This window comes from Embleya australiensis (assembly GCF_051903075.1).
Classification (GTDB): domain Bacteria; phylum Actinomycetota; class Actinomycetes; order Streptomycetales; family Streptomycetaceae; genus Embleya.
The window spans coordinates 1,689,340-1,710,745 of the sequence record NZ_CP182423.1 but is presented as its reverse complement, the minus strand read 5'-3'; the positions used below and the strand labels follow the sequence as shown (position 1 = coordinate 1,710,745).

Annotated in this window: 16 protein-coding genes; 6 read left to right on the top strand and 10 right to left on the bottom strand. The window is 71.6% G+C overall.

Annotation, left to right across the window (positions count from 1 at the left end; all coding sequences use genetic code 11):
• Window positions 1-367: 367 nt before the first annotated feature.
• Together ACMXN5_RS37770 and ACMXN5_RS37765 are read right to left on the bottom strand one after the other, a co-directional pair.
• Window positions 368-604 carry a hypothetical protein gene (locus tag ACMXN5_RS37770; RefSeq protein ID WP_439679427.1) on the bottom strand — a complete coding sequence of 79 codons (237 nt, stop codon included), beginning with the start codon at window positions 602-604 and terminating at the stop codon, window positions 368-370.
• Window positions 605-757: 153 nt separating this feature from the next.
• The gene (locus ACMXN5_RS37765) at window positions 758-1,225 is read right to left on the bottom strand and encodes a MarR family winged helix-turn-helix transcriptional regulator (protein WP_439679426.1); all 468 of its coding nucleotides are present in this window, start codon (window positions 1,223-1,225) and stop codon (window positions 758-760) included.
• Between the two features lie 30 nt (window positions 1,226-1,255).
• Between ACMXN5_RS37765 and ACMXN5_RS37760 the strand changes: the two genes are divergently transcribed.
• Window positions 1,256-2,335 (top strand): GNAT family N-acetyltransferase, encoded by a 1,080-nt coding sequence (locus tag ACMXN5_RS37760; protein ID WP_439679425.1) that lies wholly within the window; start codon window positions 1,256-1,258, stop codon window positions 2,333-2,335.
• A 238-nt stretch (window positions 2,336-2,573) separates the two neighbouring features.
• Complete coding sequence (locus ACMXN5_RS37755) at window positions 2,574-3,956, top strand: transposase (RefSeq protein WP_439681360.1); 1,383 nt, start codon at window positions 2,574-2,576, stop codon at window positions 3,954-3,956.
• 2,059 nt (window positions 3,957-6,015) lie between these two features.
• Here the strand turns inward: ACMXN5_RS37755 and ACMXN5_RS37750 are convergent.
• Both ACMXN5_RS37750 and ACMXN5_RS37745 read right to left on the bottom strand, forming a co-directional pair.
• The gene (locus tag ACMXN5_RS37750; protein ID WP_439679424.1) at window positions 6,016-6,408 is read right to left on the bottom strand and encodes a nuclear transport factor 2 family protein; all 393 of its coding nucleotides are present in this window, start codon (window positions 6,406-6,408) and stop codon (window positions 6,016-6,018) included.
• A 154-nt stretch (window positions 6,409-6,562) separates the two neighbouring features.
• A complete protein-coding gene (locus tag ACMXN5_RS37745) occupies window positions 6,563-7,816 on the bottom strand; it encodes an MFS transporter (protein WP_439679423.1) in 1,254 nt (417 codons plus the stop codon).
• 103 nt (window positions 7,817-7,919) lie between these two features.
• Between ACMXN5_RS37745 and ACMXN5_RS37740 the strand changes: the two genes are divergently transcribed.
• Together ACMXN5_RS37740 and ACMXN5_RS37735 are read left to right on the top strand one after the other, a co-directional pair.
• Window positions 7,920-8,495, top strand: coding sequence for a TetR family transcriptional regulator (locus ACMXN5_RS37740; protein WP_395797531.1), 576 nt, complete (start codon window positions 7,920-7,922; stop codon window positions 8,493-8,495).
• A 253-nt stretch (window positions 8,496-8,748) separates the two neighbouring features.
• Window positions 8,749-9,111 carry a hypothetical protein gene (locus tag ACMXN5_RS37735; RefSeq protein ID WP_439679422.1) on the top strand — a complete coding sequence of 121 codons (363 nt, stop codon included), beginning with the start codon at window positions 8,749-8,751 and terminating at the stop codon, window positions 9,109-9,111.
• A 277-nt stretch (window positions 9,112-9,388) separates the two neighbouring features.
• On the opposite strand, the gene ACMXN5_RS37730 is transcribed toward ACMXN5_RS37735, so the two are convergent.
• Window positions 9,389-11,269, bottom strand: a complete 1,881-nt coding sequence (locus tag ACMXN5_RS37730; protein ID WP_439679421.1) for a hydantoinase B/oxoprolinase family protein — start codon at window positions 11,267-11,269, stop codon at window positions 9,389-9,391.
• Window positions 11,270-11,271: 2 nt separating this feature from the next.
• A complete protein-coding gene (locus ACMXN5_RS37725; protein ID WP_439679420.1) occupies window positions 11,272-13,416 on the bottom strand; it encodes a hydantoinase/oxoprolinase family protein in 2,145 nt (714 codons plus the stop codon).
• A gap of 395 nt (window positions 13,417-13,811) precedes the next feature.
• Between ACMXN5_RS37725 and ACMXN5_RS37720 the strand changes: the two genes are divergently transcribed.
• Window positions 13,812-15,575, top strand: a complete 1,764-nt coding sequence (locus ACMXN5_RS37720; RefSeq protein ID WP_439679419.1) for a gamma-glutamyltransferase family protein — start codon at window positions 13,812-13,814, stop codon at window positions 15,573-15,575.
• A 23-nt stretch (window positions 15,576-15,598) separates the two neighbouring features.
• On the opposite strand, the gene ACMXN5_RS37715 is transcribed toward ACMXN5_RS37720, so the two are convergent.
• The 4 genes from ACMXN5_RS37715 to ACMXN5_RS37700 form a co-directional block, all read right to left on the bottom strand.
• Window positions 15,599-16,681 carry a tetratricopeptide repeat protein gene (locus ACMXN5_RS37715; RefSeq protein ID WP_439679418.1) on the bottom strand — a complete coding sequence of 361 codons (1,083 nt, stop codon included), beginning with the start codon at window positions 16,679-16,681 and terminating at the stop codon, window positions 15,599-15,601.
• Window positions 16,678-18,036, bottom strand: a complete 1,359-nt coding sequence (locus ACMXN5_RS37710) for an ATP-binding protein (RefSeq protein WP_439679417.1) — start codon at window positions 18,034-18,036, stop codon at window positions 16,678-16,680. Before ACMXN5_RS37710 ends, ACMXN5_RS37715 begins: the two co-directional genes overlap by 4 nt.
• A gap of 43 nt (window positions 18,037-18,079) precedes the next feature.
• The gene (locus ACMXN5_RS37705) at window positions 18,080-19,159 is read right to left on the bottom strand and encodes a prenyltransferase (protein WP_439679416.1); all 1,080 of its coding nucleotides are present in this window, start codon (window positions 19,157-19,159) and stop codon (window positions 18,080-18,082) included.
• Between the two features lie 207 nt (window positions 19,160-19,366).
• On the bottom strand, window positions 19,367-20,623 hold the full coding sequence (locus ACMXN5_RS37700) for an MFS transporter (RefSeq protein WP_439679415.1): 1,257 nt from the start codon (window positions 20,621-20,623) through the stop codon (window positions 19,367-19,369).
• A 175-nt stretch (window positions 20,624-20,798) separates the two neighbouring features.
• Here ACMXN5_RS37700 and ACMXN5_RS37695 point away from each other — a divergent pair, with 175 nt between their 5' ends.
• Entirely contained in the window at window positions 20,799-21,341 is a 543-nt protein-coding gene (locus ACMXN5_RS37695) for a MarR family winged helix-turn-helix transcriptional regulator (protein WP_439679414.1), read from the top strand.
• The last annotated feature ends 65 nt before the right edge of the window (window positions 21,342-21,406 follow it).

The following is a 21,406-nucleotide window of genomic DNA, read 5'->3' as shown; positions in this document are numbered from 1 at the left end:
CGGGTGGCCTCTCGGCTCCCACCGGGCCGCGAACCACCCGAGTACCGCTCCCGGAGTACCGCCTTCACATCCCACGTGCAGGTCCGGGAATTCGTGAACCGGGGGCAATACGCGCCGACCGTTCAGCCCACGGTGTGATGTGCTCGCGCAACTCGCTTACTGCCGTGACGTTTTGGTATGTCGTCATGGTTCAGGCGAGGTCGTACAGGGGCCAACGGCTCGCTGTGGGCCGATGTGGGCGGTCACGTCGTAGCGTCGGTGCTCGCTTGCGTGCGCCGGGAGTCGCGAGATGTCGATCGGACCATGCCAGCGCCGCGTCGGACCGAGTCCGCCTGCGAGGCGGGTGTCCATGACGCGGGACCGGAGGTCAGCGGCGTCCCGCCTTGATGGCGTCGACCACGTCTTTCGCCTCTTTGAGACTCGCGCCGGTGGTCTCCCGGTGGACCTTGATCGCCTCCATGGTCCTGCCCTCGTCCACGAGCGCCCGGACCTGGGCGAGTTCCGATTCGTCCTCCTCGATGCCGAGGTGACGCAGGATCAGATCGAGTTTCCGCTCCACCCGGACGAGCCGGCTCTCCACGGTGCGATCGGCGCCGAACATCATGCCCCGGAGTCTAGCCAGAAACTGCAACGGTGTTTGTCCGTCGGGGTGGGAGCCGGAACTGTGGGTCTTGGCCGCGGGCTTCGTCGCCGGTCACCACGGATGCCGAGTCTCGCCGGTCGCCGTCGTGGGTGCGCGGCTGACCGGTGCTCACCGTCAGTCCTCGATGTCCTCCAGCTTCCGGGCGATGCGTTCGAGGGCGCCGAGGTCCTCGGGCGGGAGCCGGTCGATGAAGTGGCGTCGCACCGAGGCGACATGCGCCGGGGCGGCGTTTTCGAGCGTCTCCAGGCCGTGGTCGGTGAGAATGAGGAAGCATCCTCTGCCGTCCGCCGGGTCGGGTGCCCGTCGCAGGAGACCGCGCGCTTCCATCCTGGTGGCGTGCCGGGAGAGCCGGCTGCGGGACCATCGCATCTTGGCGGCCTGTTCCCGCAGGGTGCTGGTGTGGTCGGGCCGCTCCGACAACGTGCTGAGCACCTCGTAGTCGGGCTCGGAGAGTCCGACCGCGGCCAGGTCACGCGCCGTGGCGGCCTGCACGGCGACCACCATGCGCCGGTAGGCCCGCCACGCCCGCTCTTCGTCCGGGTTCAGCCAGCGCACATTCTCAGCCGAGGACTTCTTTGACATGTAATCAATCTAGCGGTTATTTTCATTTCCATGTCAACGAATACGGCGCGTGTCCTCGTCCTGGTGTGCAGCACCCGACCCGGCGCCCTCGGCCCGGCGGTCGGCACGTGGTTGATGGAGACGATCACGCCTCGCGCCGGGGAACTCGACGTCGAACTCGTGCCCATCGCCATCGGCGACCTCGAACTGCCCTTCCTGGACGAAGAGGAGCATCCGTCGTCGGGTCTCCACGCGCACGAACACACCAGACGATGGAGCGCGCTCGTGGACGCCGCGGACGGCTTCATAGTGGTGACGCCGGAGTACAACCACGGAATGCCGGCGACTCTGAAAAACGCGCTCGACTACCTCGGTCGCGAATGGGCATGGAAACCGATCGGCTTCATCAGCTACGGGAACACCTCCGCGGGCACGCGCTCGGTCCAGCACGCCAAGCAGGTGGTGACCACACTGCGCCTGGTGCCGTTGGGGCGCACGGTCGCGATACGCATCGGTGACGCGGTCGAAGACGGACGGATCCGCCCGAGCGCCACCCTCGCCGCCGCGGCCGTCGGTGTCCTGGACGAACTGGTCCGGATCGCCCACGCCCTACGTCCGATGCGCGAAGGGGCACGCCCCGACCTGCGGCCCGGCCCGTTGCCGGGTTCCTACCTGAGGCGGCTGACGCCTGATGACGCTCCCGAGGTCACGGTGGTGCAGCGGTGTTGCTGGGTGGACGAGGCCCTCGCCAACGACACCCTGGCCATCCCGGCCCTGCACGAGTCACCGGAGCAGATAGGCGAGTGGCTGGCGACCTGGCACGCCATGGGATTGTGGCGGGATGGCCGGCTGCTGGGCATGGTGCGGGCCCGACGTGTCGACACCGACTGGCACCTGGGCCGCCTCGGCGTCGTACCCGACCTGCGGGGCCGGGGACTGGGCCGTTGGCTGTTGCGCACCGCCGAAGCCGCGGCCGAGCCGAGCTGCCGCCGCCTCGTGCTGCACACCGGCGTCCACAGCCGGCGGAACATCGCCCTCTACCAGGGCGAGGGATACCAGTCGGCGTCACACACCGACGATGACGGAACCGCCCGCCTCACCAAGGACATAACCCCGCCGGCCGTAGCGTAGACCCCGCCCGCCGGCGAGCGATGTTCGACCAGGTCACGGCTCGAATCGCGGGCCGTTCCGGTCGAGTCGCGCCCCGGGCCGGTGTCCGCGCCCACCTGATCGCGCTGCCATCGAACGTCGAGCGCAAGAACCGCAGGCAGCCGGCCGAACAGCCCGATCACGCCCGCCCCGGACCGATGCAGCGGCTGCCGGGCACGCACATCGGGACGCCGACGCCATCCGGGCGTGCTCAGCGGGAGTGCAACGGCAGTACACCGGCACCGCAGGACACGTCGAGAACTCCCGGGTCGGAGCTTTACCGGCCTACGCCACCAGCCGCGGAAGGGTACTGATCGACCGCCGGCCCCACCTGCCCGAGCACCCCTGGCGTGGTGATCCCGAACGCCGTCACGCTGCCGGGATACCCGACAACGTACGGTTCGCGACCAAGCCCCGCCTGGCCCAGGAGCCAGGTCCGCAACCGGACCTCGTGGCACCGACACATCACCCTCGCCATGCTCGCCCTGATCTTCCGTGCAGCCATCGCCGCAGGTCAGGCCGCCCACAACCGGCCGGCCGAACCCACCACTTGGCCCGCAACCTCGAACCGCTCCCGCCGACCGTCCCGGAGATCCGTCGGCCTCTCGCGATCGTCTTCGGCCCACCGGGCCGGTCGGCGACCGGGCTGCTGCACAGGTCCACTTGGCGCAGACGCCACCAGACACCAGCCCGGCACAGCCACGAAACCAGCCGGCCGGGCCGGGGCGGGCCGGGCCGGGCCGGGTGCTTGCGGCAGGCGTTGCGTTTCGGTCGGGAGGTCGGGGCTGACCAGAGCCGCGGAGCGGGCCGCCGCCGGCGTGCGGGGCTCCGAGACTTGGGGCTCGCGGCGAGGAGTGGGCTCTGCTCGGCGAAAACCGGCCGGCAGCGGGGGCAGGGGAGGGCTCGGGTCGGGTTTGCCGGGGTGCCTTCCCGGGTGGGTCGGGCGTGTGCGGCGGGCGTTTGCGCTGTGGTCGGGTTGCGGGGCTGGTCAGAGTCGTCTGGCCGGCCGCCGCCAGCGTGCGGGGCTCCAAGACACAAAGCCCCGACGAGAATTGCGCATTGCTCGGCGGAAACCCGGCAGGCAGCGGCGGGCGGGAGGGGGCTCGGGTCGGGTTTGCCGGGGTGGCTTCCCGGGTGGGTCGGGCGTGTGCGGCGGGCGTTTGCGCTGTGGTCGGGTTGCGGGGCTGGTCAGAGTCGTCTGGCCGGCCGCCGCCAGCGTGCGGGGCTCCAAGACACAAAGCCCCGACGAGAATTGCGCATTGCTCGGCGGAAACCCGGCAGGCAGCGGCGGGCGGGAGGGGGCTCGGGTCGGGTCCGCCGGGGTGGCTTCCCGGGTGGGTCGGGCGTGTGCGGCGGGCGTTTGCGCTGTGGTCGGGTTGCGGGGCTGGTCAGAGTCGTTTGGCCGGCCGCCGCCAGCGTGCGGGGCTCCAAGACACAAAGCCCCGACGAGAGTTGCGCTTTGGTCGGCGGAAACCCGGCCGGCAGCGGGAGGCGGGCGAGGGGTCGGGTTGGGTCTTCCGGGGAGCCTTGCCGAGTGGATCCGGCGTGCTTCGGGGGGAGTGGGGTTCGAAGCCGGATCGCGATGGGTGGTTCGAAGCCTTGAGTTTCGGTGACCTGCGGTTTTGCGTGGTCGGGGCGGAGAATCGGGTGTCGAGTGCCGGTTTCGTGCACCTCGGCCTCCTCAACGCTGGCGGAGAGATCGAAACTGCCCGATCGAGTCGGTTTCGCGCGCTTCGGCCTGACGCAGACCGGCGAGGACGACCGAAACTGCCCAGTGAGGGCCGGTGGGGGCCGAACCCGGATCCCGAGGCACCCGAAACGGCTCTCCTTCCGCTCCGACCTGCGGTTTTATCTTGCTTCGGCGCTGCGACACCCAACGCCGTCCGGGTTCAGAAGCCTTCGTCACTCACAAGCTCACTGCACACAGAAACGCCCCGGCCACTCGCAAAGGCCCCCGGCGAGCCCGACCCGACCCCGCTCCCCTCCCCGCCGCTGCCAGCCAGCCCTTCCGCCGAGCAATGCGCAACTCTCGTCGAGGCTTTGGGTCTTGGAGCCCCGCACGCTGGCGGCGGCCGGCCAAACGACTCTGACCAGCCCCGCACCGGTGCCACCCGGCCGAGGCGCAGCGCCTGCCGCACACGCCCGACCCACCCGGGAAGCCACCTCGGCGGACTCGACCCGAGCCCCCTCCTGCCCGCCGCTGCCAGCCAGCCCTTCCGCCGAGCAATGCGCAACTCTCGTCGAGGCTTTGGGTCTTGGAGCCCCGCACGCTGGCGGCGGCCGGCCAAACGACTCTGACCAGCCCCGCACCGGTGCCACCCGGCCGAGGCGCAGCGCCTGCCGCACACGCCCGACCCACCCGGGAAGCCACCTCGGCGGACTCGACCCGAGCCCCCTCCTGCCCGCCGCTGCCAGCCAGCCCTTCCGCCGAGCAATGCGCAACTCTCGTCGAGGCTTTGGGTCTTGGAGCCCCGCACGCTGGCGGCGGCCGGCCAAACGACTCTGACCAGCCCCGCACCGGTGCCACCCGGCCGAGGCGCAGCGCCTGCCGCACACGCCCGACCCACCCGGGAAGCCACCTCGGCGGACTCGACCCGAGCCCCCTCCTGCCCGCCGCTGCCAGCCAGCCCTTCCGCCGAGCAATGCGCAACTCTCGTCGAGGCTTTGGGTCTTGGAGCCCCGCACGCTGGCGGCGGCCGGCCAAACGACTCTGACCAGCCCCGCACCGGTGCCACCCGGCCGAGGCGCAGCGCCTGCCGCACACGCCCGACCCACCCGGGAAGCCACCTCGGCGGACCCGACCCGAGCCCCCTCCTGCCCGCCGCTGCCAGCCAGCCCTTCCGCCGAGCAATGCGCAACTCTCGTCGAGGCTTTGGGTCTTGGAGCCCCGCACGCTGGCGGCGGCCGGCCAAACGACTCTGACCAGCCCCGCACCGGTGCCACCCGGCCGAGGCGCAGCGCCTGCCGCACACGCCCGACCCACCCGGGAAGCCACCTCGGCGGACCCGACCCGAGCCCCCTCCCGCCCGCCGCTGCCAGCCAGCCCTTCCGCCGAGCAATGCGCAACTCTCGTCGAGGCTTTGGGTCTTGGAGCCCCGCACGCTGGCGGCGGCCGGCCAAACGACTCTGACCAGCCCCGCACCGGTGCCACCCGGCCGAGGCGCAGCGCCTGCCGCACACGCCCGACCCACCCGGGAAGCCACCTCGGCGGACCCGACCCGAGCCCCCTCCCGCCCGCCGCTGCCAGCCAGCCCTTCCGCCGAGCAATGCGCAACTCTCGTCGGGACTCCGGGTCTTGGAGCCCCGCACGCTGGCGGCGGCCGGCCAGTCGACTCTGACCAGCCCCAACCCTCGGCCACAGCGCGACGCCCGCCGCAAGCGCCCGACCCACTCGGGAAGCCACCCCGGCGGACCCCACCCGAGCCCCCTCCAGCCCGCCGGGTTTTCCGCCGAGCAACGCACCCGCCTTGTCGGGAGCATCGGGTTTCGGAGCCCCGCACGCCGGCAGCGGCCGGCCAAACGACTCTGACCCGCCCCGCGCCGGTGCCACCCGGGCGAGGCGCAGCGCTTGTCGCGCACGCCCGGCCCATGCGGGAAGGCACCCGGCGGACGCGACCGCGCCGCCCTCTCCGCCCGCCGCTGCCGGTCGGGTTTCGCCTTGTCTATTGGGTGAGTTGGGCTTGGAAGATGGCGGGGTTGAAGTATGCCTTGGCTTCGCGGATCAAGCCGGTGGTGTCGTCGAGGTCGTAGATGTTGATGCCGGACCAGTTGACGGGTTTGCCGTCCGGGGTGACGGCGGCGCCGTACCAGGTGACGGCGACGTGGTTGCCGACGGTGTGGGCTTGGGTGGGGGTCAGGCCCAGGAAGGGGTGGAAGTTGGGTATGACGGAGGCGATGAAGGTGCGGATGGCGGTGCGTCCGGTGATCGGCGGAGTGCCGATGGGGTCGTGGAAGACGCCGTCTTCGGCGAAGGCGGCGGCCCAGGTGTCGGCATCGCCGTCCTGGGAGGCGCGGAAGAACTGGAGGACGGCGGGGGGCATTGCCGGGAAGGTCATGATGGGATCCTTGTTGGTTGTTGGTTGTTGGTTGTTGGTTGTTGGTTGTTGGTTGTTGGTTCTGGCTTGTGGCTTGTGGCTTGCGGATCATGTGGCGGTGGGCGCGCGGTGGTCTGCCCCGTGGAGTGGGGAGGCCGGGCGGTGTTCGGGGGCCTCACCGTGTTGTGGTCGTCGGTTGGGGAGCGGGCGGCTTCGCCGGGGCTCGGGTCCTTCCGGGGCGGTGTGAGGCGACGTGGATGAGCAGCACGATGGTTGCGGCGAGTGCGGTGAGGGCGCAGATGCCTGGCCAGCCCAGTCGGGTATAGGTGTGGATGCCCAGCCAGGAGCCCGCGCTGCCGCCGAGGAACGAGCAGGTCATGTACGCGGTGTTGAGCCGGCTGCGCGCTTCCGGGCGCAGCGCGAAGATGCGGGCCTGGTTGGCGACTTGGCCGCATTGGATGGCGACGTCCAGCAGGAGCAGGCCGGCCGCCAGGGAGATGAGTCCGATGACGCCGGCGAGGGTTCCGAGGATCAGGATCGCGGCGGCGGCGAGGGTGGCCAGTGCGCAGGCGAGGTTCACGCGGGCGGGGCCGTGGTGGTCGACCAGGCGTCCGGCGGCCGGTGCGTAGAACATGCCGGCGGCGCCGATCAGGGCCAGTAGTCCGACGGTCTGGGTGTCCAGGTCGTAGCGGGGGCCGGTGACCAGCAGGGCGAGTGCGGTCCAGACGGCGCTGAAAGCGCCGAAGAGGATGGCCTGGTAGAGCGCGGAGCGGCGCAGGGCGGGCTCGGTACGCAGCATGCGCAGGGTGTCCGCGAGCAGTGTCGGGTAGCTCTCGTGCCCGGACGCGGCGGTGGCCGGGAGGGCGCGAGCGAGGACGACTGCCAGGAGCGCGGTGAGTGTGGCGGCGATCAGGTACGGCGCGCGCCAGCCCAGGTGTTCGCCGGCGATGCCGCCGAAGGTGCGGGCGAGCAGGATTCCGCCGATCAGGCCGCCTTGCAGGGTGCCGATGATTCGGCCCCGGTGCTCGGGGGCGACCAGGCCCGCGGCCATCGGCAACAGCACCTGGGGGACGACGGTGGCGATGCCGACCGCGGTGCCGGCGGCGAGGAGTACGCCGAACGCGGGGGCGAGGCCCGCGACGAGCAGCGCACACGAGGTCACCGCGAGCAACGTGGTGATCAGCGGCCGGCGCGGCAGTCGGTCGCCGAGGGGGACCAGCAGGAAGATCCCGAGCGCGTAGCCGAGTTGGGTCAGCGTCGCCACCGCCGCCGCCGTGCCGGGGGTGAGGTCGAGGCCGTCCGCGACGAGCGGGCCGAGGGCCTGCGGGAAGTACACGTTGGCCACCGAGACGCCGCAGGCCAGGGCCATCAGCAGGGACAGTCGCCGGCGCGGCTCGCCGGACGGTGAGGACTGATCGGTCGGGGACATCACATTCCTCCAAACGAACGAACCAGATAGTTCGGAAGCTCGTAGGAGAGCCTTGCACGCCGCCGCGCGCTCGTCAAACGAACCGGTTCCTTACAATCGCTCCATGGCCTACGACTCTGCGGCAACCAAGGAACGCATCCTGGCGGCGGCGACCGCCGAATTCGCCGCGCACGGCGTCGCCGGCGCACGGGTGGATCGCATCGCAGCCCAGGCCGAGGCCAACAAGCGGGCCATCTACGAGTACTTCGGCGACAAGCAGCAGCTCTTCGCCGCCGTCCTCGAACGCCTCATGGCCGACCTCGCCCGAGACGTCCCGCCCGGCGACGACGACCTGCCCGCCTACGCGGAACGCCTTTTCGACCACCACCGCGCCCACCCCGAGGCGCTACGCCTGCTCATGTGGGAAGCCCTCGAACTCGGCGACCGGCCCGTCCCCGCCGAGGACGCCCGCACCCGTCACTACCAGGACAAGATCCGGGCCGCCACCACCGCACACCCCGACGACGACCCGCGCAGCCGCCTCTTCTTCACCCTCGGCCTGGTGGCATGGACCCTGACCATGCCGCACCTGCGGCGCATGATCCTCGGCCCCGACACGACCCTCGACCACCTCCGCCCCGCCATCGCCAACGCGGTCGAGGCGCTGCCCACCGAACGCACACCCGGCGAACCGGCGTAGGGACGCCCACGGCTTCGCCTCGCTGCCGGGCGGATGGGAGGCGGTTCCCGCCGCGAACGGCCGCTCCGCGGTGGGCGGTTCCGGGGCCGCCCCGGAACGGGGTTCCTTGCCGAGGGCGGTGTTTGCGCGGGAGTCGTCCCGCCGTGCGAGGCTGCATGCCATGGCGCCTGCGACCGTCCGAGGACTTGTTCTTCCCGCCCGCCTGGCCTCGCTCTTCGAGCGTGGCCTCTGGCGGCACCCCGGGGACGCGGTGTTGGCGGAGGTCATCCCGTGGTTCGAGGATCCGCTGGTGTTCGTGTCGCATCCCGAGCAGATGGAGTTCGAGTCCCGATCGATGGACATGTTCGCGGACGACCCGCGCTGCGCCTTCTTTCGCGAGGCACGCGGAAGCACCGCCACCGAACCGCTCGAACTTCCCTGGCTCGACGTCGAACAGGCGGTGCTGGTCGCAGTCAATCGCAACCCTGGGGATGACGTTGCCCTGGCGCTCGACTACCGGACGGATCCAGCGGATCCCCGTGTTGTCGGCAGCGACTTTTGGACGGATCCCGGCCTGTGCCGGTGGCGGGTTGTGGCACCCACCTTCTCGGCCTTCGCCGCGCGATTGGGCCTGTAGATCCCGGGCCGTCCCGGATCGGGGCGACGCATGGGCGGGCGCCAACGGCAACGGCGACGCCAACGGCCCCGACCGTCGAGACGGTCGGGGCCGGGGTGTTCGGGGGCTCGGGGCGGGATGGGCCGGGGCTGGGCCGCGCCTCCCGATCGCGGAGGGAGGCGCGGCTGCTCGGGGTGCTTTTCGGGCATCGGCCGAGGGGGCGGGCCAGTGCGGGGCCCAGCGGTACGGGCCCTCGGCCCCGCACCCGGCCCGCCCCCTGCGGCCCCGGCGCCGCCGCCTACAGCAGGTCCACCGCCGCGTAGGCCTGCCCGCCCGACAGCAGTGCGTAGCCCGGGCCGCGGTCGAAGAAGGGCTCGACCTCCGGCCGGGCCGCGCGGATCGACTCGCGCAGTGCTTCCGTTGCCGCCTCGTCGACCGCCAACTCGTCGCCCTCGCCCGTCAGGACGACGCCGTAGTCGTCCGCCGCCGCCGCCCGCGAGACCTTGCCCCACTGGACGTCGCGCAGGACCGACTCGGTCTTGCGGTTGAGCGGGTCGCCCCAGCCGCCGCCGCCCGTCGTGCGGATCCGGATGACCTCGCCGGCCTTGACCGGCTCGTCGTCGACCAGGCCCTCCATCTCGCGCTCGTTCGGGCCGCCCGGGTCGATCACGACCTGGAAGGGACGGCCGGCCTTGCCGCCCTTGACGCCCCAGCAGGACAGGATCGAGCGGTCGGCGATCGACATGAACGACGCGTCGAGCAACATCCGGATGTGCTTCTCGTAGCCGAGGCCGCCGCGGAACTCGCCCGGGCCGCCCGAGTCGGCCGCCAGGCCCAGGCGTTCGACCAGGAACGGGAAGCGCGACTCGGTGAACTCGGTCGGCAGGTTGCGCGAGTCCGGCACGACGTGGATCGTGTCCTCGCCGTCCGCGTAGTAGCGCCCGCCCGAGCCGCCGCCGAGCACCTCGCGCATCAGGTACGAGCGGCCCTCCGCGTCGTGCCCGTACACGCCGGTGTAGCGGATCGTCTCCTGGTCGGCCGGCATCCGGCCGTCGACGGCCTTGGCCAGTACGCCGGAGAGCACGCCGAGCAGGCGCAGGATGACGAAGGTGCGCGCGTTGGTCGGCGCCGGGAAGATCGGCGTGAGCAGCGTGCCCTTCTCCGGGAACTTCATCTCGATCAGCGGCACCACGCCCTCGTTGACGTCGAGTTCGGCCATCCGCTCGGGGGTGTCCGCGAGGTTGCGCAGGATCGGGGCGAGCCACTTCTTGAGGAAGTTGCCGTCCGCGTAGTCGCCGCAGTGGTTGATCGGGCCCTTGGCCTGCTTCGACGTACCTGTGAAGTCGATCAGGATCTTGTCGGGCGTCTTGGTCAGGGTGATCCGCTGCGTGTGCAGCATCGGCTCGTCCACGCCGTCGTGTTCGGCGTAGTCCTCCCAGACGTACTCGCCGTCGGGGATCTTGGACAGGATCTCGCGACGGTAGGTCTCGGTGGTCTTGTCCAGGATCGCGTCGAAGCACGCCTCGACCGTCTCGCGGCCGTAGCGCTCGAAGAGTTCGCCGAGCCGGCGCGAACCCATCAGGCACGCCGAGCACTCGGCGTCCAGGTCGGCGGCGAGCGAGTCGGGCATCCGCGAGTTGCGGGTCATGATGCGCAGCGCGGCCTGGTTCGGCACGCCCTGGTCCCACAGCTTGATCGGCGGGACCATCAGGCCCTCTTCGTACACCGTCGTCGCGCCCGAGGGCATCGACCCGGGGCAGCAGCCGCCGATGTCGTCGTGGTGCCCGAAAGCCTGGACGAACGCGACCACTTGCCCGTCTGCGAAGACCGGGACGGTGACGCACAGGTCGGGCAGGTGGCCGATGCCGCCCTCCGACTCGTACACGTCGTTGTGGAAGAACACGTCGCCCGGACGCATCGTCTCCAGCGGGAAGTCGCGGGCGATGGGGTGCACCAGCGCGGAGTACGAACGGCCCGTGAGCTTGCGCAACTTGCGGTCGTGGATACCCGCCCGGAAGTCGTGCGCGTCGCGGATCATCGGCGAGCGCGAGGTGCGCCCGATCGCGGTCTCGACCTCCATCTCGACCGAGGCGAGGGTGCCTTCGACGATCTCCAGGAGCACGGGGTCGACGCCGTGCAGCGCGTCCTGCGGAGTGGTGGCGGTGGTGCCGGCGCTCATGTTCAGGCTCCCTTCGAAGCGGTCGAGGTGGTGTCGGTGTCGCGGGTGACCACGACGTTGCCGTAGGCGTCCACGCGGGCGGCGAAGCCCGGGTGGATCGGGATGGTGGAGCCGAACTCCTCGATGATCGCCGGGCCGACGACCAGGTCGCCCGGGGCGAGTTCGGGCCGCGCGTACACGGCGGTGTCCACGTAGCCGTCGCGATCGACGAAGCAGACCGCGCGGGTGCCGGTGCGGGCGCGCTCGACATCGCCCTCGCGGCCCGGGAGTTCGCGCAGCTCGGGGCGGCGGATCGGGCCGACGCCGGTGACGCGCAGGTTGACCCACTCCACCGGCTGGCTCGCGTCGCCGCGGAAGTTGTACCCGTAGAGCTGCTCGTGCGCGGCGTGGAAGGACTCGGCGACGGTGTCGGCGAGTTCGGCGGTGAACGGGCCGTCCGGCACCGGCACCCGGACCTCGAACGCCTGGCCGAAGTAGCGCAGGTCCGCGGTGCGCACGTAGCGGTGGTCCTCGGCCGCGAAGCCCTCCTTGTCGAGGGCGTCGCCCGCCTTGCCCGCCAACTCGTCGAAGATGCCCGCCACCTTGGGGTGATCGAGCTCGGGGTGGCTGCCGACCGCGGTCTGCACGTAGTCGCAGCGCACGTCGACGGTGAGCAGGCCGAACGCGGAGACGTTGCCCGGGTCGCGCGGCACGATGACGCCGGCGAGGCCGAGGATGTCGATGAGGCGGCACAGCAGCAGCGAGCCGGAGCCGCCGAAGGTGGCCATCGTGAAGTCGCGGACGTCCAGGCCGCGCTTGACGGTGATCTGGCGCAGCGCGTTGGCCTGGTTCCAGGCCGAGATCTCCAGGATGCCGTTGGCCAGCTGCTCGATGCCCATGCCGAGTTCGGCGGCCATCTTGGTCAGGCCCTCACGGGCGGCGTCCACGTCCAGCGGGATCTCGCCGCCGAGCAGGTGCGGGGGGATGCGGCCGAGCAGGACGTGCGCGTCGGTGATGGTCGGCTCGGTGCCGCCCTTGCCGTAGCACAGCGGGCCCGGGTCGGCGCCGGCCGAGCGGGGGCCGACCTTGAGCGTGCCCTCGGGGGAGATCCAGGCGATCGAGCCGCCGCCGGCGCCGACGGTGACCACGTCGATCATCGGGATCTTGGACGGGAAGCGCCCGACCGTGCCTTCGGTGGTCAGCGTCGGCTCGCCGCCGAGCACCACCGACACGTCGGTGGAGGTGCCGCCGCCGTCGCAGGTCAGGACCTTGTCGAAGCCGGCCTTCTCGGCGATCAGCGCGGCGCCCAGGGCGCCGGCGGCCGGGCCGGAGAGCACGGTGGTGATCGGCTGGTGCACGACCTCCTCGGCGGAGAGCACGCCGCCGTTGGACTTCATGATCGCGAACGGCACGCGGCGGGGGGCCTCGCCCGCGGTGGTGAACGCGTCCAGGCGCTGCCGGATGCCGCCGACGTAGCGGGCCACGCGCGGCTTGACCGCGGCGTCGACGAGCGTGGTCATCGAGCGCTCGTACTCGCGGTACTCGCGCAGCACCTCGGAGCTGATCGACACGATCGCCTCGGGGTGCTCCTCGCGCAGGATCTCGCGCATGCGTTCCTCGTGCGCCGAGTTGGCGTAGGAGTGCAGGAAGCAGACGCCGATGGTGAGGATGCCCTGCTCGCGCAGTCGACGGGCGGCGGCGCGGGCGCCCTCCTCGTCGAACGGGCGGACCTCGTTGCCCTTGTGGTCGAACCGGCCGCCCACGGTGTGCACCAGGTCGACCGGGACGATCCGGTCCGGCTTGACCCAGAAGTAGGAGTTGCCGTAGCCGTCCGGGACCGCCTGGCGGGCGATCTCCAGGATGTACTCGTAGCCCTCGGTGGTGATGAACCCGAGGCGGTCGATCTTGTCTTCCAGGAGCTGGTTGGTGGCCACCGTGGTGCCGTGCGCGACGGCGGTGACGTCGGCCCCGGTGCATCCGAGCAGGCCCAGCACCTTGTCGATGCCGTTCATGAAGCCGTCGGCGGGGTCGCTCGGCGTGGACGGCGTCTTGGTGGTGACCAGCTCGCCGGACTCCTCGTCCAGCGCGACCACGTCGGTGAAGGTACCGCCGGTGTCGATGCCGATTCGGATCCGTCGGCGGGGTCCCGCCGCTGCGGCAGGCGTCATCAGCGCGCTCCAATCGGAGGGGAGGTGATTCGATCACATTCGTGGAGGGCTGTTCGCCCGGCTGCTGACAGCGATTCAACTCGCCGGGCGATCCTGCGGAATCGGCAACATCTGCCAAGCAGCTCGGCAACAGTTGGTGAATCGCTCTCGGTTGATCCCGTCTTGGTCCCCGCCTGATTCCGTCTGCCGACACGTGGGTCCCCGTCTGCCGACGCGTGGCCCCCGTCTGCCGACGCGTGGGTTCCCGTCCACCGAAGCGTGTGTCCCCGTTTTGCCGAAGCGTGCACGACCCCGCCGAATCACTTTCGGTAGCCGCGCGACCCCGCGAGACTGGCCGGATCGTGCTCGGCGGTGCCCCAGGGCGGGGCCGGGACGCCCGGCGCGGAGGAGGCGCGATGAGCGACTGGACGAGCCGGCCGACCGTACGGGGGACCTTCGGCGTCGTGTCGACCACCCACTGGCTCGCCTCGCAGTCGGCGATGGCGGTACTGGAGGACGGCGGCAACGCGTTCGACGCGGCGGTGGCGGCCGGGTTCGTGCTCCAGGTCGTACAGCCCCACCTGAACGGGCCGGCCGGAGAGGTGCCGATCATCCTCGCCCCGGTGGGCGGCGCGGTCCGGGTGTTGTGCGGCCAGGGGCCCGCGCCGCAGGGGGCCACGATCGGGCACTACCGCTCCCTCGGCCTCGACCTCGTGCCCGGGACCGGGCCGCTGGCCGCCGCCGTGCCGGGCTCCTTCGACGCGTGGCTGACGCTGCTGCGCGACCACGGGACGAAGCCGCTCGCCGAGGTGCTGACGTACGCGATCGGCTACGCCGAGTCCGGACACCCCGTCTCGCCGCCGCTCGCCGCGACCGTGGCGCGGATGCGCGAGCGGTTCGAGACCGAGTGGACCAGCTCGGCCGAGGTGTACCTGCCCGCGCCGCAGACCGGGGCACTCTTCCGCAACCCCGCCCTGGCCCGCACCTGGCGCACGCTGCTGCGTGAATGCGCGGGCGGCACGCGCGAGGCGGAGATCGAGGCGGCCCGGCGCATCTGGCGCGAGGGCTTCATCGGCGAGGCCGTCGCCGACTTCGCCGCGAAGCCCGCGATGGATACCTCGGGACGGCGCCACGCCTCCACCCTCGTGGGTGACGACCTCGTGCGATATGCGGCCCACTACGAGGAGCCGGCCGGCCACGACTGGCGGGGCTGGACCGTGTACAAGCCCGGCGCGTGGAGCCAGGGCCCGGTCTTCCTCCAGCAACTCGCGCTGCTGCCCGACGGGTTCGACTACGACGACCCCGAGTACGTGCACACCCTGGTCGAGGGCACCAAGCTCGCCATGGCCGACCGGGAGGCCTGGTACGGCGACGCCGCGCCGGTGCCGCTCGACGACCTGCTGGCGGGCGGATACAACGCCGGCCGGCGCATGCTGATCGACGCACGGGCCTCCCACGAGCTGCGCCCCGGCGGCCCCGGCGGCCGGGTCCCGCGCCTGCCCGGCCTGCCGGTGGCACAGGGCGAAGGGCCGGGCGCGTCGACCCGGCCGCCCGGCACCGGCGAGCCGACCGTCCGCGCCGACGGGGCCACCCGGGGCGACACCTGCCACCTCGACGTCGCCGACCGCTGGGGCAACCTGGTCTCCGCGACGCCCAGCGGCGGCTGGCTCCAGTCCAGCCCGGCGATCCCCGGACTCGGCTTCCCGCTCGGCACCCGGCTCCAGATGGCCTGGCTGGAGCCCGGCCTGCCCAACTCGCTCACCCCGGGCCGTCGCCCCCGGACCACCCTGTCCCCGTCGATCGCCGTGCGCGAGGGCATACCCGTGCTGGCCTTCGGCACGCCGGGCGGCGACCAGCAGGACCAGTGGTCCCTGCACTTCTTCCTCGCCGTGGCGCTGGGCGGCCTCGACCTCCAGGCCGCGATCGACGCCCCCAACTGGCACACCGCGAGCTTCCCCGGCTCGTTCCACCCCCGCACGATGAGCCCCGGCAGCCTCACGGTCGAATCCCGCCTCGGCGACAAGGCCGTCGCCGCGCTGCGCGAGCGGGGCCACCTGGTCACGGTCGACGAACCGTGGTCCCAGGGCCGCCTGTGCGCGGTCGCGCGGGATCCCCACACGGGCGTGCTGTCGGCGGCGGCGGATTCACGCGGCGTACAGGGCTACGCGGTGGGGCGCTGAGCGGGGGCCAGCCGGGGTCGCGGTCAGCGCGCGGCGGCGCGTTCCAGGCGGATCGTGAGAAGGGTGGGCACCAGGGCCACCCAGAACAGGATCTGCGGGACCAGTCGGTCGGACCACGGGGTCAGCACGACCACCACGGCGGTGGTGGTGATCCACGCGGATTGCCCCACCACCAGGCGGGCCCAGCCGACCCGACGCACCAGCGACCACATGCTGAGCCGTACGCCCGTGCGCAACCGGCGGTAGCGGCGCCAGGCGCCGAAGGCCCAGGCCAGGGCCATCAGGGTCAGCGCCCAGACGCGGGTGCCGAGCGGGGCGGGCAACGACGTGGCGTCGTCGCCGGTGGGGAAGATCCGGGCCGCGAGCGCGGCCAGGACCAGGCAGACCAGGGCGATCCAGCGGGTCCCGCGCAACATGCGGAACACGGCCGCGTCGACCTGCTTGCGGAAGCGCTCCGAGGTCGGGTCGGCGACCAGCGCCGTGGCGGCGGCGTCGGCGGAGGCGGTGAGCTTGGCGCCGGCGCCGATCAGGGGTGCGCGGGCGGCGTCGTACTCGGCCTGGTCGGCGAGTTCGGCCAACGCCCAGGCGTTCTGCGGGTCCAGGCGCAACACTTCGCGCACGGCCCGGGCCCGTACGTCGCTGCGGCCGACCAGCAGGGACGCCTTCCACAACGCGCGGTGGGCGTTGACCGCCTCCGGGCCGAACCGCACCGCCATCGAGGCCGCGTCGAACGCCTCCGGCCAGCGCTCCTGCCACGCGGTCAACACCTCGGACAGCGCCGCGTACCCGTTCCACCACTCGGGGGCGAGCCCGATCGCGGTCCGGGCGGCGGCCTCCGCCTCCTCACGCCGCTTCGACCGGCGCAGCGCGTACGCCCGCACGATCAGCGCCTCGTAGTCGTCCGGCGCGAGGGCCAACGCCGCGGCGGTGGCGGTCAGTACCTCCTCGTCCCGCCCCAAACCCTGGTGTACGTAGGCCAGTTGCACCCACGCACGGACATCGTCCGGATCCTCGGCCAACCGCCGGGCGAGCAGTTCGCCCGCCTCCTCGTCCCGGTCGAGCGTCAGCAGCGCCCTGGCCTGTTCGACGAGCGGGTGCTCGGTCACAGCTTGCCGTTCCTTCGCAGGTAGGTGAGCAGGTCGTCGTAGGTGCCGCCGTCGTTGGCGAACATCGCGACGTTGCGCGCGGTGGCGAACCAGGCGTCGGTGGACGGCCGGATCGCCTTCGCCGCCGCCAGCAGGTCGGCCATGCCGATCATCCGGACCGAGCCGGTTCGCGCGGAGTCGAGCAGCGCGGACTCGGCGGCGCTCTCGCAGACGTGCGCGAGGTCGGCGCCGGAGAAGCCGTCGGTGATCTTGACCAGCTTGCCCAGGTCGACCGAGGCGATCGGGCGTTGGCTCAGGTGGTAGCGCAGGATCGCCTCGCGCGCCGGGCGGTCGGGCGGCAGGACGAGCAGCGTACGGTCGAGCCGGCCGGGGCGGCGCAGCGCGAGGTCGACGTCCCAGGGCACATTGGTCGCGGCAAGCACGAACACGCCCTCGTTGACGTCGCCGACGCCGTCCAGTTCGGTGAGCAGTTGGTTGACGGTGTTGCGCAGGCCGCCGTGTTGGGTACGGCTGCGCTTGGCGCCGAGCGCGTCCAACTCGTCGAGGAAGACCACGCACGGCGCCTTGCGGCGGGCGGTGGCGAACACCTCGTGCATGTTGCGCTCGGAGTTGCCGATCCACATGTCCAGGACGTCGCTGATCGACACCGAGATGAAGTTGGCGCCCAGTTCGCCGGCGACGGCGCGGGCGATGAACGTCTTCCCGCAGCCGGGCGGCCCGTACAGGAGCAGGCCGCCGCGCAGGCTCTTGCCGTAGAGCCGGCGCAGTTCGGGGTTGCGCATCGGGGCCAGGAACGCGGCCTCCAGGCGGTCCTTGACCTCCTGCATGCCGCCGACGTCGGCGAGCCGCAATCCCTCGGGGGCCTCGACGTCCCACGCGCTCGCGCCGCCGGGGTCGCCGGTGCCGTCGGCGGCGAGGGGGGCGTCGGGGGCGAGGGGGGTGCCCGGGGCGTCCGGGCCCTTCGGCGCGACGAAGCGCGGCGGGACGACGCCCTCGACCTCCTCCTCGGCGGCGGCCCAGTCGAAACCGGCCGGGCGGGGCGGCTGCGGGGGAGCGGCGGGGGATGCGGCAGGGGCCTCCGCGGTGGCCGGTGCCTCCGCAGCCGCCGGCGCCGCGCCGCCCATCGCCCGCGCCATCAGCGCCCGTGCCTCCGGGTCCGCCGGAGCCTGGCTGAGCGCGACCGCCGCCTCGCCGACGGCGGCGTCCAACTGCCCGGCGTCGAGCAGCAGTTGGGCCAGATGCAGGCGCAGCGGCAGATCTCGGGGCGCCGCGTCGACGGCCGAACGCAGGCTTCGAATCAGCGGGGAATCCCGCACCGCCTCGGATTCGGGCGACGGGGAAAGCTCGTCGGACATACGCCCAGATTACGATCTTGGCCCGTACCCACCCCGACCGGGTTCAGGTCGAGGCCTTCTCGGCGGGACACGGGATCGGGGCGGTTTCGTCCGCGCTGTGCAACCGGCGCAGCGCCATGACCAGGCGTACGCCGAACAGCACGAGGAAGCCGGCCAGGATCGCGGTCAGGAAGCTCAGCGAGCCAGCCATACCGTCGTTGACCTGCGGATCCGTGGCGGTCTCGGCTAGGACGCCGACCAGCGCCGCGCACACGATCAGGGCAACGTGGTTGGAGGCCCAGAACACCACGGGCGTCATCCGGCGCGGGTCGTGGTCGGCGAGCGCACCGGACCGCAGTCGGCCCACCAGCCACACGGACAGCGGCGCCGTGCCCGCCATCGCCGCGCAAACCGGCCAGGGCACCCATCCCGCAAGCGCGAACACGACGAGCGCCGCATAGGCCGTGATCTGACACAGCGTGAAGATCACGATGACTCGGCGCGGTCCGAGCAGGACCGGCAGGGTGCGTTTGCCGACCCGGGCGTCGGACTCGATGTCGGCGAGGTTCATCACCATCATCCGCGCCGCCTGCAACAGCGCGGTCGGGGCCAGGATCAGCAGGATCAGCCCGGGGACGCCGCCCGCGAGCAGCGAGACCGCCACGATCGGCCAGATCCCGTTGAGGCCGACGGCCACGGTCAGTTCGCCCAGTCCGCGATAGTTCAGCCGCAGCGGCGGCGCGGTGTAGAACCACGCGAGCGTGATGCCGGCGGCGGCCGTCAGACGGGTGGGCAGCGTGGGCATCGCGACGGCGACGAACACGGCGCCGGCGAGCAGTACGAAGGCGGTGGACAGCGACACGATCGGCCGGACCAGGCCGTCGACCAGGGCACGGCTGCCGCCGGTCCAGGGTGTGTGGTAGCGGTTGGCGCGGTCGGCGTCGAGATCGAAGTATTCGTTGCAATAGTGCGTCATCAGGTGGGTGACCCACGCGAAGCCTTGGGCCAGTGCGTACCAGCCGAGGTCGATCCGGTGCCCCTCGTGCACCGCCACCGCCCCACCGAGCGCGACGGGCAGCATGTTGTAGAGCAGGAACCGTAACCGGGCCAGCCGAACGAAGCCGATCCACTCGGTGCGATTCACGGTTCCCCCTCGACCCGGTGCGCATGTCCGGGCCGAAGTCCGGCTGTGGCACCGGGACATGCGCATACGACGTTCCCTGCCCCGGCGCGACCCGTCCAACGTACGAGAGGAACCCACCCTCACGGAAGCCACGTTCGAGCCGGCCGGTGAGAGCCGCCGCCGTCGGCCCGCGAGGTCGGTACCAGAGGTACGAACAGTGTGGCCGGTCTACCGGGCAGGCAGGGCCTGTGGTTCCGCATCGGTCGTCGCGGTATCGGTATTGGTATCGCCATCGGTGTCGGACGGGGTCCGCTCGGCGGCGCGGCGGGTGGTGAGGGTGAGGGCCAGTGCGGCCGTGGTCAGGGCTACGCCGAACCCGACGGCGCCGGCGACGCCCACATGGTCGGTGAGCAGGCCGCCGAACAGCGCGCCGAGGGCGATGGACGTGTTGTAGCCGAGGGTGTTGATGGACATGGCCGCCTCGAAGGTGTCCGGCGCGGCGGCCAGCGTCAGGTTGATCTGGCACAGGTTCACCGCGCCGAAGCAGACGCCCCACAGGGCCAGGGCGATGATCGCGCCGGTGCGCGACCGGCCGATGGTCAGCAGGAGTACGAGGGCCACCACGATTCCGGCGAGGGCGACGACGAAGGTGCCGTGCAGGCGTTTGCCGACGGTGTACCCGGCGGCGAAGTTGCCTGCCGCGCCGCCGATTCCGTACACGATCAGCAGCGCGGTGACGAAGCCCGGCGTGGCCGACGACTTCTCCTCCAGGAACGGCCGGACGAAGGTGTACGCCCCGAAGTGCCCGAGGACGTACAGCACAACGGTGATCATCACCAGCCGCAGCGGAACGTTCTTGACCGCCAGGCCGAAGACCTCCCGGGCCGGCACCGCGTTCTGCGACGGCAACGACGGGACGGTGACCGCGACGGCGAGGAAGACGACCGCGCTCAGGCCGCTCCAGATCAGGAACGTGGTCCGCCAACTCGTGAGGTCCTCCAGGAAGGTGCCCAGCGGGATGCCGACCACCGTGGCGATCGAGATGCCGGAAAGCGCCACCGCCGCCGCGCGGTTGGCTTGGTGTTCCGGGACCAGACGCATGGCCATGCTCACGCCGATGGCCCAGAAGACGCCGTTGGCGAAGCCCATGACGAGCCGTGCGGCCAGTACGAGCGGGTAGTTGGGCGCGATCGCGGTGACCAGGTTGCCCAGCGCCAGTACCGCGAGCAGCACGGTGAGCAGCGTGCGCCGGTTGACGCGGCGGGTCCAGGCCACGATGAACGGGACGCCGAGGCCGGCCGAGACGCCGTACAGCGTGACCATCAGCCCGGCGACGCCGACCGAGATGTCCAGACTGGAGCCGATCGGGGTGAGCAGGCCGACGGGCATGAGTTCGGTGGTGACGAAGGTGAACAGGCTCGCGGTGATGACCGCGACGCCCAGCCACGACCGCAGGGCCGAGTGGGGGTGTGCGTTCGTTGACATTTCTGCTTTCCGGTGTGGATTTCGGGGGTTTCGGGATTTTCGGGCATGCCGAGAAGGGCGCCGCACGGGTGGGAGGAAGGCGGGGAGGGGAGGGTCGCCGATTTGTGTCCAGGCGTGACGGCCTAGATACTTTCCATGGAAAGCAGATTACTTTCCACGGAAAGGACCGTCAAGCATGACCCAGGACTCCGCCGAGCCCGCCCCCGTCTCCGCCCCCGTTTCGCCCGAGGACGCCGATGCCCTCGATCGCATCGTCGGCCAGTGGCGTCGCGAGCGGCCCGATCTCGACCCGAGCCCGATGCATGTGATCGGCCGGATCTCGCGCCTGCACTGGGCGTTGGAGGAGCGGCTGCTCCGGGTCTTCGGCCGATACGACATGGGCCGGGGCGAGTTCGACGTCCTGGCCACGCTGCGCCGCTCCGGCGCGCCGTTCGAGCTGAACGCCGGCGAGCTGAGCGGTTCGACGATGGTCACCTCGGGCGCGGTGACCAAACGTGTCGACCGCCTCGAACGCGCCGGCCTGGTCACCCGCCGCGCCGCCGAGGGCGACGCCCGAGGCCGCCTGATCCGACTCACCGACCGCGGCCGGGAGTTGATCGACGCCCTGATCGGCGAACACCTCCACAACGAGTCGAACCTCCTCGCCGGCCTGACCCCCGACGAACAGGCCACACTCACCGACCTGTTGCGCAAACTCGGCCGCACACTGCCGGACTAGCACGCGTATCAGGGCGCGCCGCGCCGTCACCGAGGTGGTCCCTGTACGTCGAACGCGGATTTCGT

Bases quoted from the DNA above. Each gene is read 5' to 3' on its own strand.
- ACMXN5_RS37770 (WP_439679427.1), bottom strand. From the start codon at position 604: ATGATGTTCGGCGCCGATCGCACCGTGGAGAGCCGGCTCGTCCGGGTG.
- ACMXN5_RS37765 (WP_439679426.1), bottom strand. From the start codon at position 1,225: ATGTCAAAGAAGTCCTCGGCTGAGAATGTGCGCTGGCTGAACCCGGAC.
- ACMXN5_RS37760 (WP_439679425.1), top strand. From the start codon at position 1,256: ATGTCAACGAATACGGCGCGTGTCCTCGTCCTGGTGTGCAGCACCCGA.
- ACMXN5_RS37750 (WP_439679424.1), bottom strand. From the start codon at position 6,408: ATGACCTTCCCGGCAATGCCCCCCGCCGTCCTCCAGTTCTTCCGCGCC.
- ACMXN5_RS37745 (WP_439679423.1), bottom strand. From the start codon at position 7,816: ATGTCCCCGACCGATCAGTCCTCACCGTCCGGCGAGCCGCGCCGGCGA.
- ACMXN5_RS37740 (WP_395797531.1), top strand. From the start codon at position 7,920: ATGGCCTACGACTCTGCGGCAACCAAGGAACGCATCCTGGCGGCGGCG.
- ACMXN5_RS37730 (WP_439679421.1), bottom strand. From the start codon at position 11,269: ATGAGCGCCGGCACCACCGCCACCACTCCGCAGGACGCGCTGCACGGC.
- ACMXN5_RS37725 (WP_439679420.1), bottom strand. From the start codon at position 13,416: ATGACGCCTGCCGCAGCGGCGGGACCCCGCCGACGGATCCGAATCGGC.
- ACMXN5_RS37720 (WP_439679419.1), top strand. From the start codon at position 13,812: ATGAGCGACTGGACGAGCCGGCCGACCGTACGGGGGACCTTCGGCGTC.
- ACMXN5_RS37710 (WP_439679417.1), bottom strand. From the start codon at position 18,036: ATGTCCGACGAGCTTTCCCCGTCGCCCGAATCCGAGGCGGTGCGGGAT.
- ACMXN5_RS37700 (WP_439679415.1), bottom strand. From the start codon at position 20,623: ATGTCAACGAACGCACACCCCCACTCGGCCCTGCGGTCGTGGCTGGGC.
- ACMXN5_RS37695 (WP_439679414.1), top strand. From the start codon at position 20,799: ATGACCCAGGACTCCGCCGAGCCCGCCCCCGTCTCCGCCCCCGTTTCG.